The following is a 15,305-nucleotide window of genomic DNA, read 5'->3' on the forward strand; positions in this document are numbered from 1 at the left end:
TATGTAGGCATGCAAACGATGCGACGTGTGCTCCTGCTGGGGGCGATGCTGCTGGTGCCGGTGCTCCTGGCTGTAGCCGGGACCTTGCTCCTGCCTCCGGCCGGACCTCCCAAGGTTGACGCGACCCCGGTCGAACTGGGCCCCGGTCCTGACGGCGCGCCTGCCCACGGACTGGAACCGCGGCCAAGCGATTCCCCCACGGCCCCGGCGGAGCCTGCGCCCCCGGCCCCTGCACCGTCAGATCCGGACACCGCCCCGGCGCCGCAGCCGCAGGCCACGCCTGCGGAAGGACCGGTGGTTCCTGCACCGGCCCCGGTCACTCCCGCCGAACCCGTGCCTGTCCTGCCGCCGGTCGTCATCGATGACGACGACGCCGGGGAAGAGGATGACGACTAGTGGCACTGACCGTACCCGCACCGGACCGCACGGCACCTCCTGTGCCGGAACACCGTCCTCAGGCCGGTAATGCCTGTGCACGGCGGGGCTCGAAAGTACCCGCCCGCTGGCGGATCGCCGGCTGGATCCTGCTTACCACCGCACTGACCCTCCTGGCCGTGCTGCTGACCATGAAGTCGCTTCTCCTTAATGAGGCGAGGACGCAGGCCCATCAGGACATCAACCAGGAACTGCAGGAATTCCGGGCCTTCGCGGCTGAAGGAGTCGATCCCACCACGGCTGAACCCTTTACCTCCATCGAGAAGATGCTGGAGATCTTCCTCAGCCGGCAGTCGGCGGCCCCGAATGAAGTCATTGTGGGCAGTGTTGGCCAGCGGATCCTCTATACCGCCGCAGGCGCAAACGGTTCGCCCGCCAACGGCCACAACCTGCCCGAGGACGACGCGCTGATGGGCAGCATCCGCTCGGGGGACGCCGCTTCCGGCATTGCCCAGACCAGTGCGGGGGAGATGCACTGGGTTCGACTGCCGGTTGTCTCCGGGGACGAGACCGGCCACCTGATCGTCGGTGTCTATATGGCTCCCCGCCAGGAGGAGGTTGCCGACACCATCCTGACCATCTTCTTCGTCTCCTTCGGCGGGCTCGCAGTGACCGCCGGGATCGCCTGGCTCGTGGCTGGGCAGATCCTCTCACCCATCCGCGAAGTGCGCCGGGTTGCCGAAGAAATCTCGGAGAGCGATCTCACCGCCCGGGTGCCGGTCCGCGGCAACGACGACATCTCCGCGCTGGCTGTGACCTTCAATATGATGCTTGACCGGCTGGAATCGGCCTACCGGACGCAGCGTGCATTCGTCGACGACGCCTCACATGAACTGCGCACGCCAATCACCGTGATCCGCGGGCACCTGGAGCTGATGGAGGACAATGCGGCGGACCGCAGCCGGACGCTGGCCCTGGTGGACGGGGAACTGGCACGGATGGGCCGGATCGTCTCGGACCTGCTGCTGCTGGCCAAGGTAGACCGCCCCGGGTTCGCCGTCCCGCGGCCCACCGACGCGGCGGCACTGCTTCTCGACATCGAAGCCAAGGCGCAGGTCCTGGGTCCGCGGGGCTGGCCGATCCTGGAAATTGCCGAAGGCACCATCAGCGTGGATGCGCAGCGGATAACCCAGGCCGTGCTGCAGCTGGCGACGAATGCCTGCCAGTATTCCCCGGAACGCAGCACCGTGAGCCTTGGGTCCCGCTTCGAGGAGGAGGGGACCGCGCGCCGGTTCACCATCTGGGTTGCCGACCGCGGCAGCGGCGTGGACGCACAGGAAGCTGCCCGCATTTTCGGCCGGTTCCACCGCGGGCAGGCAGCAGATCAAGGCGACGGCGCCCGCCCCGGTGCCGGCCTGGGACTGGCTATCGTGCGCGGCATCGCCGAAGCCCATCATGGGACGGTCTGGGTCCGCAGCACGCCGGGGCACGGCGCCACCTTCGGTATCACCATCCCGGCCCCGGAAGCGCCCGGTGAAGTATCCGCCCTCCCTCCGGACACAGGCACCTCCTGCAGCACAGAAAAGGCCGCCGACGGCCCGAAGCCAAAGAAAGATATGAACCCATGAGCAGGATCCTGATCGCGGAGGATGACCGCCGGATAGCCGAGTTCATCGAGAAAGGCCTGCGGGCCGCGAACTACACCTGCATCTGCGTGGAGGACGGCGCCAGCGCCCTGCTCCTGGCACGCTCCGGGGGTTTCAGCATGATCATTTTGGACATTGGACTCCCTACCCTCAGCGGCTTCGACGTGCTCGAACGCCTCCGAAGCGAGGGTTGCCGGACCCCGGTGATCGTGCTGACAGCCAGTGATTCGGTAGCAGACACCGTCCATGGACTGGAAAGCGGCGCCAATGACTACATGACGAAACCGTTCCAGTTCGCCGAGCTCCTTGCCCGTGTCCGGCTGCGCCTGAACGACGACGCCGAGCCCGCCCCGGTATCCACCCTCACCCACGGGGACCTGGTCCTGGACATGCGCAGCAGGCGGGTGCGGACCGGAGAAGACACCGCCGACCTGACTGCCCGCGAGTTTTCCCTGCTGGAAGTCTTCCTGCGCCATCCGGGCCAGGTGCTCAGCCGGGAGCAGCTGATTTCCCATGCGTGGGACATGGACTTTGACCCCGCGTCGAACGTGGTGGACGTCTACGTCCGCGCCCTGCGCGCCAAGATCGGCGCTGGCCGCCTGGAAACTGTCCGCGGGGCGGGATACCGGCTGACATGAGCGAAGTCTTCTACACCTCCACACCCAAAGGTGCCAGCCTGCCGGAGAACGCTGAAACCGGCAGAAGGTTCCTTGGCGTGCTGAAGCCCTCCGCCGCCGTCGCGCTGGGTGTGGCGCTTTGCCTGATGGCCGTCCTGGCGGTCAACGCGGTCGCCGGCTGGGGCCTCGGCGGGGCCGCCGCGGTCACGCTGTGCATCTTCATCGCAGCGGTCTGGTTCTGGATTTTCTCTCCGGTGGGGGATACGTACGTAGCCCTGGGGGCCGCCGTCGCACTGGTGATCAGTGGAATCCTCCCCTCTGAGGACCTCTTTGCGGCTCTGGGGGAGGACACCATCTGGCTGCTCATGGCTGCCTTCGTGATAGCCGCTGCGGTGGCGTCCACCGGCCTGGCCGCACGGGGCGCCGCGTTCATCGTTTCGGGTGCCCGGTCGGTCCGGCAGCTGGCCCACCTGACTTGCCTCGGCCTGATTGTCACGGCCTTCGCCATCCCTGCCACGTCGGGGCGCGCCGCCCTGGTGCTGCCGGTCTTCCTGACCCTGCGGCGGGTGCTCAAGGACCGTCCCGCGGTGGTGAAAATGCTGGCCGTGCTGTTCCCCACCGTGATCCTGCTCTCCGCTGTCAGTTCCTTTCTGGGCGCCGGCGCGCACCTGATCACCAGCCAGATCCTGCAGGCAGCGGGGTATCCCGGGTTCGACTTCGCGTCCTGGCTGCTGCTCGGACTGCCGCTGGCACTGGTGGCCTCTTTCCTTGCTGCCGAACTCGTGCTCAGGCTCTTCACCGGCAGGGAGGAACGCCGGGAGCCGCTGCGGATTCCCCTCGCCAGCCTGCAGCAGGACAGCCCACAGCGGATCACCGGCCGGCTGGACCTCGATGAGCAGCGCTCCCTGCTGCTTCTCTGCGCCGTGGTGGCACTGTGGTGCACCGAGCCGATCCATGGCCTGGACCCTGCGCTGGTGGCCCTCATCGGCGCCCTGGTGGTGTGCCTGCCGGCCTACGGATCCGTGGACCTGGGTGTAGCTCTGAAAAAGGTTCCGTGGTCCATGCTGATTTTCATGGCCGCCACCCTGGCACTGGGATCCAGCCTGGTGAGGACAGGCGCGGCGGATTGGCTGGCAGCGTCGATGCTGGGGCCGGTGGAGTTCTTCGGTGCCGCCAAGCCCTATGTCTTCGTCGTCGCCGTCGTGCTGGTCTCGACAGCCGCTCACCTGGCGATCCAGTCGCGGTCGGCCCGGTCTGCTGTTCTGATTCCCGTCATCGTGGCCTCCGCTGCCCCGATGGGCGTCGATCCGATGGCCGCCGCCTTCGCCTCCACGGCTGCCGCAGGCTTCTGCCACACCCTGACGAGTTCCGCCAAGCCAGTGGCCATCTTCGCCGAAACGGAGGGCCAGCCAAACTTCGAACCGGCCGATCTGCTCCGGCTCTCCGCCTGGCTGGCGCCGATGAGCGCCGTGGCCGTACTCCTGTTCAGCTTCACGGTATGGCCCCTGCTGGGCCTGCCGGTGATCGTTTCCCCCTGACCCACAAAACCCCCAAAAACCCCCAAGAAAAGGTGTCCATCATGGTCATGACCATTCCGCAGCGGATTCTGGTTGCACCCTCCGGTTTCAAGGAAAGCCTCGATGCCGTCGAGGTGGCTGCGGCCATCTCTGCCGGGATCAGGCGCGTCATCCCCGGCGTCAGCATCAACGCGGTGCCCATGGCCGACGGCGGGGAAGGGACGGCCGCTGCACTGGCCAGTGCGACAGGGGGAAAAATCGTCCGCACCAGGGTCACCGGTCCGGTGGGCCGGACAGTCGACTCGCACTTCGCCGTCCTTGGCCGGGCGGAGCGCCCCACCGCCGTCGTCGAGATGGCCGCAGCGGCAGGGCTCCGGCTCGTTCCCGCCGATATGCGCGATCCCGGAGCTACCACCACGCGCGGAGTCGGCGAGCTCATTTCTGCCGCGCTGGACCAGGGCGCGGAACGGATCGTAGTCGGCTGCGGTGATTCCGGGACCTCCGACGGCGGGGCGGGCGCCCTCCGAGCCCTCGGCGTGAAGATCTTCGACCGCAACGGCAATGACCTGCCCGACGGCGGTGCCGCGCTGGCGCAGGCCGGACACGTCGACTTTTCCGGGCTGGACCCCAGGCTTTCCGCGTGCCGGCTGGAGCTGGCGCTGAATCCGTACAACGTCCTGTGCGGCCCGCAGGGGGTGGCCAGGGTCTTTGGGCCGCAGAAGGGCGCGACCCCGGACCAGGTGGAGGAGCTCTCCCGGGGCCTGGACAATTGGGCGAGGCTGCTGGCGGAGGCCACCGGGACGTCGGAGGATTACCTGCGCAACGGTCCCGGCACGGGCGCGTCCGGCGGCCTCGGTGCGGGCCTCGCAGCGGTGGGTGGCTGGCTGGTTCCCAGGTTCGAGCTGCTCCTGGATTCCGGGCTTGCCGGCATCGATCTGGACACCGACATCGCGAATGCGGATCTGGTGGTCACGGCGGAAGGTGCCATTGATTTCCAGACTCCCCGCGGCAAGGTTCCGGCCGAAGTGGCCCGCCGTGCGCAGCGCGCGGGCGTTCCGGTGCTGGCATTTGCCGGTTCCATCGGCAAGGACGCTGCGGATGTTCACGCCGCCGGGATCGACGCCATCGCCGGCATCATTCCCATCCCGATGGACCTCAAACGCGCCGTTGCGGAGGGTGCCATGCTGCTGGAGGAAGCCACGGAGCGGACCTTCCGGGTCCTGCTTCTGGGTTCGGCCATATCCTCCAGGGTGGCCGCTGCTGCTGCCTGAGCCAGCCTAGCCGTTGCGCGGCCATGGACTCAGGCGAGGTCGGGAAGATTATCCTGTCTGGGAGCGGAACCCAGGACCGGAAAGCTCATCCGTTTGGCACTGACGTAAGGAGCACAGCATGGGGAGCATCACCCTTGACCTGTTCATGACCCTGGACGGCATCTACCAAGGACCCGGCAGCGCAGATGAGGATCCCTCCGGAGGCTTCACCCTTGGCGGCTGGCAGGCCGCTTTTGCCGACGCCGAGTCCGGCAGCGCGATCATGGCCGGCATTAACCAGATGGATGCGCTCCTGCTTGGCCGCCGGACCTACGACATTTTTGCTGGCTATTGGCCGCAGCGCGGAGACACCAACCCGATTGCGGAGAAGTTCAATTCCATGGACAAGTACGTGGTGTCCCGGACACTGGACGAAGCGGATTGGGAGGGAACTGGCGTCCTGTCCACAGTGGAAGAGGCGGCAGTGCTCAAGGACCGGTATCAGGACATTCACGTTGTGGGCAGCGGTGCCCTCGCGGGCGCCCTGCTGGCCGCGGGGATCCTGGACCGGCTCAATCTCTTCCTGTATCCCGTGACATTGGGCAGCGGCAAGCGGATCTTCGCTGACGGCGCCGGCGTTCCTGCAGCCTTCACCCTTGCCTCGAACCCGCAGTCGTTCCCCTCGGGGGTGCTCCGCCTGGTCTATGAACGTGACGGCGCACCGGTGACGGGTATGGACGCCGGTGAGTAGACGCTACCGGGGTGAGAGTACTGCTGCAGCCCGTTCCAGAGCGCCGGGAACGATCGAATAGTACGCCCACACACCGCGCTTGTCCCGGTGCAGGATTCCCGCGTCCACCAGGATCTTCAGGTGATGAGACACCGTGGGCTGGCCCAGCCCTACTGGTTCGGTCAGGTCACAGACACAGGCTTCCTGGTTCTCCTGTGCCGCGATGATGGACACCAGGCGCAGCCGGGTTGGTTCGGCGACGGCCTTGAGCAGCTGGGCAAACCGCTGCGCGTCCTCAGCGCTAAGCACGTCCCGGGTCAGCGGCGTGCAGCATTCTGCTGCAGCGGTTTCGGGGACGGTCTGTGCAGCATTCACCCGACCATTATGCCCTCAGATTGACACTTGTCGATATCTGCGCGGATACTCGACATCGAAGGGTGTCGATGTCCTTCGATCAATGATCCCGCTATGGCCGTCCTCGAGGAGCTTCGTGAGCCACCCCGCCCAGCCGCCTGCAACCGGCCAGGCCCCCGCCCGGCTCTCCACCCTTGACCGCTTCCTCCCCGTCTGGATTGTCGCTGCCATGGCGGCGGGTCTGCTGCTGGGCCGTTTCGTCCCCGGCATTGCGCCCACCCTGGACTCAGTGAGCGTCGCTGGCGTCTCCCTCCCCATCGCCGTCGGGCTCCTGGTGATGATGTACCCGGTGCTGGCCAAGGTGCGTTACAGCGAGACCCGCAGGGTTGTGGCCGACCGCAAACTGATGATCACGTCCCTGGTGCTGAACTGGGTGGCGGCGCCTGCGTTTATGTTCGCCCTGGCCTGGACCTTCCTTCCGGACCTGCCTGAATACCGCACCGGATTGATCATTGTGGGGCTGGCCCGCTGCATCGCGATGGTGATGATCTGGAACGATCTCGCATGCGGGGACCGTGAAGCCGCAGCGGTGCTGGTGGCAATCAACTCAGTTTTCCAGGTCCTCGCCTTCGGTGCCCTCGGCTGGTTCTACCTCCAGGTTCTGCCCGGTTGGCTCGGTCTGGAAACCGCCAGCGCAGACTTCTCGTTCTGGGCCATCACGCTGAGCGTCCTCATTTTCCTGGGCATTCCGCTGCTGGCCGGATTCCTTACCCGCACATTCGGCGAACGTGCCAGGGGGCGTGACTGGTACGAGAACAGATTCCTGCCCAAGATTGGCCCCTGGGCACTTTACGGGCTCCTGTTTACGATCGTCCTGCTGTTCGCGATGCAGGGGGATGAGATTACCTCCAACCCGCTCGACGTCGCCCGCATCGCCCTGCCGCTGCTGGTCTACTTTGTGGTCGTGTTCGTGGCCGGGATGGTGCTGGGCAAGCTCCTTGGCCTCGGGTATCCACGCACAACCACCCTTGCCTTCACCGCTTCCGGCAATAACTTCGAACTGGCCATCGCTGTTGCCATCGCCACGTACGGAGTGACCTCCGGCCAGGCGCTGGCCGGCGTCGTCGGACCGCTGATCGAAGTCCCCGTCCTGGTCGCCCTCGTTTATGCCGCTCTCTGGGCGCAGAAGAAGTACTGGCCCACAGCCACCCCCACCGTTGCCGACACCCCGGCAGAGAAGGCCAACCGATGACCGAAGCAGCTGCCAAGCCGTCCGTCCTGTTTGTCTGCGTCCACAACGCCGGACGGTCGCAGATGGCCGCCGCGTACCTTCGGACCCTGGCCGAGGACCGGATCGTAGTCCGGTCCGCCGGGTCTGCGCCGGCTGAGCAGGTCAACCCGGCCGCCGTCGAGGCCATGGCGGAGGAAGGCATAGACATGTCAGCCGAGCAGCCCAAGGTCCTGACTACCGACGCCGTGCGGGAGTCCGACGTCGTCATCACGATGGGCTGCGGCGACACCTGTCCGATCTACCCCGGAAAGCGCTACGAGGACTGGGAGCTCGAGGACCCGGCCGGGCAGGGCGTGGACGCCGTCCGCCCCATTCGGGACGAGATCAAGGCGCGCATCCAGTCCCTGATTGCCGATCTTCTTCCAAGCGCCTAGCACCCGAACCACATTCTCCGCGAAGGAAATTCATGTCGAAGAACACCGACACCGCACTGTCCCAGCTCCCCGTCGCCGTCATCGGCTCCGGGCCCGTTGGGCTGGCCGCCGCCGCGCACCTCCTTGAGCGCGGACTGACCCCCATCGTCTTCGAAGCCGGCGACTCACCGGCCGCGGCCGTCAACGCCTGGGGGCACATCCGGCTGTTCTCACCCTGGCAGTACGACGTCGATGCCGCCGCACGCCGCCTGCTCGAGGGCACCGGCTGGCAGGAACCGGACGCCGACACGCTGCCGACCGGGGCCGAACTCCTCGAACGGTACCTTCGCCCGCTGGCGGCCGTGCCGTCGATGAGCGGTGCCCTGCATTTGAACAGCGAAGTCGTTGCCGTCACCCGGGAAGGACTGGACAAGACCCGAACCGGCGGACGGGAGAACACCCCGTTCCTGCTCCGCATTCGGGATGAGTCTGGCAGCGTGAGTGAACACCGGGTACGCGCAATCATCGACGCCTCCGGCACCTGGAACAACCCGAACCCGCTTGGACAGGCGGGGCTTCCTGCCGCAGGCGAAGCGGAGGCCTACGCTGCAGGCTTCATCACTGTCCCGCTGCCTGACGTAGCCGGCCGTGAGCGCGCCCGGTTTGCCGGCCGGCATGTCCTGGTGGTCGGTGCCGGGCACTCTGCAGCCAATAGTCTGCTGGCGCTGGGGGAGCTGGCCGAGCAGGAGCCGGACACCCGGATCAGCTGGGCCATTCGCCGGTCCTCGGCGGCCAGTGTTTATGGCGGCGGAGACCTGGACGGCCTGCCCGCCCGCGGCGCCCTGGGCAGCCGGTTGCGTGCCCTCGTCGAAGAGGGCCGGATCGAACTGCACACCTCGTTCACGATCACCGGGTTCAAAGCGGCGGACAGCCTCACGGTCGTGGGAAGCACCCCGTCCGGCGAAACGCAGCTGGACGTGGACCTGCTGGTTCCTGCTACCGGCTTCCGTCCCAGCCTGGACATGCTGCGCGAAATCCGGCTGGACCTTGATCCGGCAGTGGAAGCACCGCGGCAGCTCGGCCCGCTCATCGATCCGGAGTTCCACAGCTGCGGCACCGTGGAACCTCACGGTGCGCGGCTCCTGGCCCATCCGGAAAAGGACTTCTACATTGTGGGCATGAAGTCCTACGGCCGGGCGCCCACGTTCCTGATGGCCACCGGCTACGAGCAGGTTCGTTCCATCGCGGCAGCCCTTGCGGGGGACCAGGAAGCCGCGGACAAGGTGGAACTTGTCCTGCCCGAAACCGGGGTCTGCTCAACCGATCTGGGCGGCAGCTGCGACACCGATGCCAGCTGCGGGACCGACTCCGCCGCGGAAGAGGCTTCCTGCTGTGGGACGCCTGAGCCGTACACCGCTGCTGAACCGGAAGCGGCTTCGTCCTGCTGTGGAACCGCGCCTGAACCGGAACCGGCGGCGTCCTCGTGCTGCAGTGCACCGGAGCCGGCGTTCCTCGGCATCCCCACGGGTCTGGCGCACGGGCGCTCAGCCCGTGAGGAGAGCTAAGGGCACAACGCTTGAAGCGTTGAGTGCAGCGGCCAGAACTGCGCCGCTGGCAGCGGAGTCCCGGAGACAGCTGCTTCAAGGAACGTGAGGTGGGTGAGCCAGCCCGGGAGATAGGCGCCGGTGAGGTTGCCGAGCTTGAGATGGCGGAGTTCAAGGGTGCTTCCCTGCTCCGTGGGATCGAGGCTGAACTCCAGCTGTGATTCCGGTTCGTCCGGAAAGTTCCAGGTCATGGCCAGGAGCTCCGGCTCATTGGCCGTGAGCACCAGGCTTTTGGACCCGAAGCCGTCCCCGTGGTCGATCAGTACCCGTCCGCCCGGCCTGAGATCACATTCGGTCGCCCTGCCCAGCCACTGGGACAACAGGGTGGGCTGGCGGAACGCGTTCCAGACGTCTTGCTGAGGAACGGGAAATGCCCAGGACACCGTGAGGACGTCGTCGGCCATTGAGTACTGGGAGAGTGGCATGGCGATGATTCTGGCACACTGCCCTGTCCGCGTGCGGAGCTAGCCGGTCCGGGTCCAGACGTCGCCGTTGGGCTCCCGGGACCAGAGCTGCCGCGGCACCTCTGCTTCGCGGACGACGTCGGTCAGCCACAGTGTGCTGTCTGGATCCCATCCGGCGAGGACAGTGGCGGTGTCCGCGTGCACCTCAAGTGCCCGGCCGGCCGTGTTGAGGTAGCCCATGGTCGTCAGATGCACTGCGTCCCATTCCGAGGCAACCCTCTGCCAATCCGGGATCACCCACTGGCCGTTCCTGCCAGTCGTGTGAAACCAGTCGTGTCTGCGGGAAGCAGTGACCTCCACTGGATAAGCACGGCAAAGCGAGATCCAGTCCTCCGCAGTGTGTATCTCCAAGGTCCGCCCAGCTCCGTATACCGGAATCACTGTGGCCTCTTGCTCCCCGAAAGAGTCCTCCACCAGATTCAATGCTGCGGGGATGGCCCCCACAGTCCGGATGATTCCAAGAGGGCAGGACCACCAGGTTCCCGTGATGTTGGCGTAGACGCTCTCGGGGCGATCCAGTGCAGCCTGTGCTTCCTCGGAGCGCACCCCCTCAGCCCAATTGTTCAGCACCTCCTGCGGATTCCGAGGCAGCGGCGCCGGGTCCTCCGCGGAACGCCAGTCCACGGCCCACTGCTCCGCCTGATGCTCCTGGGACCAGGCTTGCCCGGTATGGGTGGCAAGGATCTGCCCAGCGATCGGCTGGAGGGCTGCCGTTATGGCCGGCAGGCCGGCGAGCACATCTTCCCCGTCGGGTTCCTGCCAGTACCGTGCGGTACCCACGGCCCTCTGCAGGGCCGCAGCGAGTTGTTCCTCGGTGATGCTGGACGCATCGATTGATCGAAGCGCCGCCGCCAGGTCGCCCACGGACGGCTCTTCGCTTGGAGCGCTGGCCTCAGAACCGCCGCTGGAAAGGGCGAAGAGAACCGTGGAAGTTCCTTTTCCGGGGTCCAGTTCGTACCCAAGATGGAAGACGGCGCTTCGGACGTCGGAATCAAGTTCCATCGCGAGCTCCAGGCACAGACGCCGCCCGCGAGGTCCCTCAAGAAGCAGGTTCGGCTGGGTTTCCATCCGCCCATCCTTGCATGGCGCCTGCTTGTCCGGACGCCGGATGCCGTCGATCGGGCTGTCCGGTCCAAGTCGAGGCTACGCCTCAGGGGGCCCAGAGCGATCACCCCCTCATCCTCTGGGGAGATAACGCTCTTTAGGGAAGGTTCAGCGAAACCATTGGGGAGGTAACGCTGCTTTGACCCGCTCAGAACAGCGATATCTCCCCAAACGTTGGGCGAGAAAGACCCATAACAGTGTTATCTCCCCAAAGGTTCGACGCCGGCCACAAAATCGTGAGAGCTGGTACGCAGAGAGTGTTGCTATGACACGGTGCATGCATAAGGGACCGTATGGCCAGGACCTCAGCAGGGAATGACAAGGAGCGTGGTGTTTCCGAGCGTCAGCTTGTTGCCGCGAGATTCAGATGGTGGGCAGCTGCGGCGTGCTTCGCAGTGCTGCTCGCCGCCGCCGTCCTGCTCCGCCGTGCACGCAACTGAGACACGCCGAGAACGGCGGACGCAAAGCGCCGGACGGACCGGGTTAGGCGGCAGGAATGCAGCCGTTCCGGTCCGCCCGGCGCGTGCCAAGCGTGCCAAGCAGATGAAACGAAGAAGCCTAGACAGCAGCCGGAACAGCACCGGCGTTGAACAGCTTCCCGTTCACGCGGTCAGAAGCACCAACCCGGTCCAGGTACGGGGTGATCCCGCCCAGGTGCATCGGCCAGCCGGCGCCGAGGATGACGCAGAGGTCGATGTCTTCCGGACCGGCTACAACGCCTTCGTCCAGCATCAGGCCGATTTCCTCGGCCAGGGCATCCTGCGTGCGGCGCAGGACTTCCTCGGAAGTGGACGGCGAGTCGCCGAAGGTCAGCAGGTCCAGCGTTTCCTGCGGCACGTACGGCTTGCCGTCCTCGTCCTTCTGCCACAGCGACTTGATGCCGGCATCGATCAGCTTCTGCGAGTTCTCCGAGACGTAGAACCGGTCGCCGAAGGCAGCGTGCAGGGATTCCTGGACGTGCTGACCAACCGGCAGGCCGACCAGGGCCAGCAGGCTGAACGGGGTCATCGGCAGGCCCATGGGGCGCAGCGCGTTGTCCGCAGTGGCGGCGTCGGTGCCCTCGTCAAAGACCATGGTGATCTCGCCGAACATCCGGCCCAGGATCCGGTTGACCACGAACGCCGCAGCATCCTTGACCAGTACGGCAGTCTTCTTCAGCTGCTTGGCGAGGACAAACGCGGTGGCCAGCACGGCGTCGTCGGTCTTCGGGGCGCGCACAATCTCCAGCAGCGGCATGACAGCCACCGGGTTGAAGAAGTGGAACCCGACCACGCGCTCGGGGTGCTGCAGGTCGGCAGCCATCTCGGTCACGGAGAGTGACGAGGTGTTGGTGGCCAGGATGCACTCGGGGGAGACCACGGCCTCCACCTCGGCGAAGACCTGCTTCTTGACGGACATTTCCTCGAACACAGCCTCGATCACGAAGTCGGCATCCGCAAAGACATCCTTGGAAACCGAGCCCGTGACCAATGCCTTGGTGCGGTTCGCGGCGTCGGGAGAGATGCGGCCCTTGCCGAGGAGCTTGTCCACTTCGGCGTGGACGTAGCCCACACCCTTGTCCACGCGGGCCTGGTTGATGTCCGTCATCACCACGGGAACCTTGAGGTTCTTGGCGAACAGCAGGGCCAGCTGGCTGGCCATCAGGCCTGCGCCGACGACGCCGACCTTGGTCACCGGGCGCGCCAGCTTCTTGTCAGGAGCACCTGCGGGACGCTTGCCGCGCTTCTGCACCAGGTCCAGGAACGCGTACACGGTGGACTGGAACTGCGGGGTCTGCATTAGCTCAGCCAGTGCATCGCACTCGGCCTCGCGGGACTGCTCCCGCGTCCACTCCTTGCCGGCTTCCAGCAGGTCCAGCACCTTGGCCGGGGCGGGGGCAGCGTTGGACGTACGCGCCTCGACGAAGGCACGGCCGGCAGCGACGGCGGCATCCCAGCGGTCGGCAACCTCGGAAGGCTCGACGGCGTTGGGCCGGGCGACGCTCTCCGCACCCGTAATGACCCGGGAGGCCCAGGCGAGGGACTGCTCCAGGAAGTCGGCCGGTTCGAACAGGGCATCCGCCACGCCGAGCTTGTAGGCAGCAGGACCCGACAGGGTGCGGTTGTTGCTCAGCGGGTTCTCGATCATGACCTTGACGGCGTTCTCAGGTCCGATCAGGCGCGGCAGCAGGTAGACGCCGCCCCAGCCCGGAACCAGGCCGATGAACGCCTCAGGCAGGGCCAGGGCACCCGCCCCGGTAGAGACCGTGCGGTAGTCGGACTGCAGGGCGATCTCGAGCCCGCCGCCCAACGCCACACCGTTGATGAAGGCAAAGCTGGGCACGCCCAGGTTGCCGAGCTTGGCGTAAACATCGTGCCCCAGGGCAGCCATGGCGACGCCGTCCTCGTACTCGCCGAGGGTCTTCACCGCGGAGAGGTCGGCGCCGGCGACGAGGTAATGCGGCTTGCCTGTCACACCGACGCCCACGATCTCACCCTTGTCCGCGCGCTCCTTCAGGGCATCCAGCACGCCGCCGAGTTCCAGCAGCGTGTTCGGGCCCAGTGTGGTGGGGCGGGAGTGGTCGACGTCGTTGTCCAGGGTGATGAGCGCGAAGGTGCCGGCCCCGCCGGGCAGCTCGACGTCGGAGACGTAGGAGTGAGTGACAACCTCGTTCGGGAAGAGCCCGGCGAGGCGCTGGAAATCAGTGGCAGTCATTACTTCGAAGCCTCCGTGGACTCGGTGTTGTAATCGGGGTGGTTGGGGTTTTCCCAGATGACGGTGGCGCCCATGCCCAGGCCGATGCACATGGTCGTCATGCCGTAGCGCACCGACGGGTCCTCCTCGAACTGGCGGGCCAGCTGCGTCATCAGGCGCACGCCTGAGGAAGCCAGGGGGTGTCCGACGGCGATGGCCCCGCCATAGCGGTTCACGCGGGGGTCGTCGTCGGCAATGCCGAAGTGGTCCAGGAAAGAGAGGACCTGCACGGCGAAGGCCTCGTTGATTTCGAACAGGCCGATGTCCTCGATGGACAGGCCGGTCTGCTTCAGTGCCTTTTCGGTGGCAGGCACCGGTCCGATGCCCATGACCTCGGGCTCGACGCCGGCGAAGGCGTAGCCGACCATGCGCATCTTCACGGGCAGGCCGAGCTCCTCGGCGGCATCCGCGGACGCGAGCAGTGCGGTGGTGGCGCCGTCGTTCAGTCCCGACGCGTTGCCCGCGGTGACGCGGCCGTGCGGGCGGAACGGGGTGCGCAGGGTGGCCAGGTCTTCAACCGTGGTTCCCGGGCGGGGCCCTTCGTCAACCGAGCTGAGTGTCCAGCCGGCGCCGGCCTTCTTGGTGGCAACGGGAACCAGGTCCGGCTGGATCTGGTTGCCTGCGTAGGCCTTGGCCAGTTTCTCCTGGCTGGCAGCGGCGTAAGCGTCGGTGCGTTCCTTGGTGATGTCCGGGAAACGGTCATGCAGGTTCTCGGCGGTGTTGCCCATGTTCAGGGCAGCCGGGTCCACGAGGCGCTCGGTGACGAAGCGCGGGTTGGGATCCGCGCCGGCCCCCATCGGGTGGTGGCCCATGTGTTCCACGCCGCCGGCAATCACGACGTCGTACGCGCCGAAGCCGATGCCCGAAGCAGTGGTGGTCACGGCGGTCATGGCGCCCGCGCACATGCGGTCGATCGCGAAGCCGGGAACCGTACGGGGCAGACCGGCCAGCAGTGCCGCGGTGCGGCCGATGGTCAGGCCCTGGTCGCCGGACTGGGTGGTGGCGGCAATGGCTACCTCGTCAACGCGCTCCGGAGGCAGCGACGGGTTGCGGCGCAGCAGTTCGCGGATGCACTTGACCACCAGGTCATCGGCCCGGGTGTCGGCGTACATGCCTTTCTCGCCGGCCCGTCCGAAGGGGGTGCGGACGCCGTCGACGAAAACGACGTCCCTGATCTGCCGTGCTCGGCTCTGTGGGCTCACGTACTGCTCCTCTTTGAGATGTGGATTAGCTCACGCCCAATGTTACTCGCCAGTAACTTAGGCTG

At 66.4% G+C, this 15,305-nt stretch carries 15 protein-coding genes; 10 read left to right on the forward strand and 5 right to left on the reverse strand.

Annotated features, from left to right (window positions below; genetic code table 11):
* Positions 1-9: 9 nt before the first annotated feature.
* The 6 genes from LOC59_RS06155 to LOC59_RS06180 all read left to right on the forward strand — a co-directional run bounded on the left by LOC59_RS06155 (position 10) and on the right by LOC59_RS06180 (position 6,156).
* A complete protein-coding gene (locus tag LOC59_RS06155) occupies positions 10-396 on the forward strand; it encodes a hypothetical protein (RefSeq protein WP_227897014.1) in 387 nt (128 codons plus the stop codon).
* A complete protein-coding gene (locus tag LOC59_RS06160; protein ID WP_227917277.1) occupies positions 396-2,003 on the forward strand; it encodes a sensor histidine kinase in 1,608 nt (535 codons plus the stop codon). The genes LOC59_RS06155 and LOC59_RS06160 overlap by 1 nt, the downstream gene beginning before the upstream one ends.
* Entirely contained in the window at positions 2,000-2,659 is a 660-nt protein-coding gene (locus tag LOC59_RS06165) for a response regulator transcription factor (RefSeq protein WP_227897012.1), read from the forward strand. Before LOC59_RS06160 ends, LOC59_RS06165 begins: the two co-directional genes overlap by 4 nt.
* Positions 2,656-4,176 (forward strand): SLC13 family permease, encoded by a 1,521-nt coding sequence (locus tag LOC59_RS06170; protein ID WP_227897010.1) that lies wholly within the window; start codon positions 2,656-2,658, stop codon positions 4,174-4,176. The genes LOC59_RS06165 and LOC59_RS06170 overlap by 4 nt, the downstream gene beginning before the upstream one ends.
* A 41-nt stretch (positions 4,177-4,217) precedes the next feature.
* The gene (locus LOC59_RS06175) at positions 4,218-5,426 is read left to right on the forward strand and encodes a glycerate kinase family protein (protein WP_227897007.1); all 1,209 of its coding nucleotides are present in this window, start codon (positions 4,218-4,220) and stop codon (positions 5,424-5,426) included.
* Between the two features lie 118 nt (positions 5,427-5,544).
* On the forward strand, positions 5,545-6,156 hold the full coding sequence (locus LOC59_RS06180; RefSeq protein ID WP_227897006.1) for a dihydrofolate reductase family protein: 612 nt from the start codon (positions 5,545-5,547) through the stop codon (positions 6,154-6,156).
* A 3-nt stretch (positions 6,157-6,159) separates the two neighbouring features.
* Here LOC59_RS06180 and LOC59_RS06185 read toward each other — a convergent pair whose 3' ends face one another.
* On the reverse strand, positions 6,160-6,510 hold the full coding sequence (locus LOC59_RS06185) for an ArsR/SmtB family transcription factor (protein ID WP_227897005.1): 351 nt from the start codon (positions 6,508-6,510) through the stop codon (positions 6,160-6,162).
* Between the two features lie 115 nt (positions 6,511-6,625).
* On the opposite strand from LOC59_RS06185, the gene arsB reads away from it, so the two are divergent.
* From arsB to LOC59_RS06200, 3 genes are read left to right on the forward strand one after another with little or no spacing between them, the layout of a single operon-like run.
* On the forward strand, positions 6,626-7,741 hold the full coding sequence (arsB, locus tag LOC59_RS06190; RefSeq protein ID WP_227897004.1) for an ACR3 family arsenite efflux transporter: 1,116 nt from the start codon (positions 6,626-6,628) through the stop codon (positions 7,739-7,741).
* Positions 7,738-8,154 (forward strand): arsenate reductase ArsC, encoded by a 417-nt coding sequence (locus LOC59_RS06195; RefSeq protein ID WP_227897003.1) that lies wholly within the window; start codon positions 7,738-7,740, stop codon positions 8,152-8,154. The genes arsB and LOC59_RS06195 overlap by 4 nt, the downstream gene beginning before the upstream one ends.
* Positions 8,155-8,186: 32 nt before the next feature.
* A complete protein-coding gene (locus LOC59_RS06200) occupies positions 8,187-9,698 on the forward strand; it encodes an FAD-dependent oxidoreductase (protein ID WP_229971036.1) in 1,512 nt (503 codons plus the stop codon).
* Here the strand turns inward: LOC59_RS06200 and LOC59_RS06205 are convergent.
* Together LOC59_RS06205 and LOC59_RS06210 are read right to left on the reverse strand one after the other, a co-directional pair.
* Positions 9,695-10,162, reverse strand: coding sequence for an SRPBCC domain-containing protein (locus LOC59_RS06205; RefSeq protein WP_229971038.1), 468 nt, complete (start codon positions 10,160-10,162; stop codon positions 9,695-9,697). The genes LOC59_RS06200 and LOC59_RS06205 overlap by 4 nt on opposite strands.
* 39 nt (positions 10,163-10,201) lie before the next feature.
* Positions 10,202-11,269: a hypothetical protein gene (locus LOC59_RS06210; protein ID WP_227896998.1), complete on the reverse strand. Its 1,068-nt coding sequence runs from the start codon at positions 11,267-11,269 to the stop codon at positions 10,202-10,204.
* 329 nt (positions 11,270-11,598) lie between these two features.
* Between LOC59_RS06210 and LOC59_RS06215 the strand changes: the two genes are divergently transcribed.
* Positions 11,599-11,745 (forward strand): hypothetical protein, encoded by a 147-nt coding sequence (locus tag LOC59_RS06215; RefSeq protein ID WP_229971040.1) that lies wholly within the window; start codon positions 11,599-11,601, stop codon positions 11,743-11,745.
* Positions 11,746-11,863: 118 nt separating this feature from the next.
* Here LOC59_RS06215 and LOC59_RS06220 read toward each other — a convergent pair whose 3' ends face one another.
* Positions 11,864-13,999: a 3-hydroxyacyl-CoA dehydrogenase NAD-binding domain-containing protein gene (locus tag LOC59_RS06220; RefSeq protein WP_229971042.1), complete on the reverse strand. Its 2,136-nt coding sequence runs from the start codon at positions 13,997-13,999 to the stop codon at positions 11,864-11,866.
* Entirely contained in the window at positions 13,999-15,240 is a 1,242-nt protein-coding gene (locus LOC59_RS06225; protein ID WP_227896996.1) for a thiolase family protein, read from the reverse strand. Before LOC59_RS06225 ends, LOC59_RS06220 begins: the two co-directional genes overlap by 1 nt.
* Positions 15,241-15,305 lie beyond the last annotated feature (65 nt).

The sequence above is a fragment of the Arthrobacter sp. zg-Y916 genome (assembly GCF_020907385.1).
GTDB lineage: Bacteria > Actinomycetota > Actinomycetes > Actinomycetales > Micrococcaceae > Arthrobacter_B > Arthrobacter_B caoxuetaonis.

Excerpts from the sequence above, each read along its gene's own strand:
- LOC59_RS06155 (WP_227897014.1), top strand. The coding sequence starts at position 10 with ATGCAAACGATGCGACGTGTGCTCCTGCTGGGGGCGATGCTGCTGGTG.
- LOC59_RS06200 (WP_229971036.1), top strand. The coding sequence starts at position 8,187 with ATGTCGAAGAACACCGACACCGCACTGTCCCAGCTCCCCGTCGCCGTC.
- LOC59_RS06215 (WP_229971040.1), top strand. The coding sequence starts at position 11,599 with ATGGCCAGGACCTCAGCAGGGAATGACAAGGAGCGTGGTGTTTCCGAG.
- LOC59_RS06195 (WP_227897003.1), top strand. The coding sequence starts at position 7,738 with ATGACCGAAGCAGCTGCCAAGCCGTCCGTCCTGTTTGTCTGCGTCCAC.
- LOC59_RS06220 (WP_229971042.1), bottom strand. The coding sequence starts at position 13,999 with ATGACTGCCACTGATTTCCAGCGCCTCGCCGGGCTCTTCCCGAACGAG.
- LOC59_RS06205 (WP_229971038.1), bottom strand. The coding sequence starts at position 10,162 with ATGCCACTCTCCCAGTACTCAATGGCCGACGACGTCCTCACGGTGTCC.
- LOC59_RS06210 (WP_227896998.1), bottom strand. The coding sequence starts at position 11,269 with ATGGAAACCCAGCCGAACCTGCTTCTTGAGGGACCTCGCGGGCGGCGT.
- LOC59_RS06175 (WP_227897007.1), top strand. The coding sequence starts at position 4,218 with ATGGTCATGACCATTCCGCAGCGGATTCTGGTTGCACCCTCCGGTTTC.
- LOC59_RS06165 (WP_227897012.1), top strand. The coding sequence starts at position 2,000 with ATGAGCAGGATCCTGATCGCGGAGGATGACCGCCGGATAGCCGAGTTC.
- LOC59_RS06180 (WP_227897006.1), top strand. The coding sequence starts at position 5,545 with ATGGGGAGCATCACCCTTGACCTGTTCATGACCCTGGACGGCATCTAC.
- LOC59_RS06170 (WP_227897010.1), top strand. The coding sequence starts at position 2,656 with ATGAGCGAAGTCTTCTACACCTCCACACCCAAAGGTGCCAGCCTGCCG.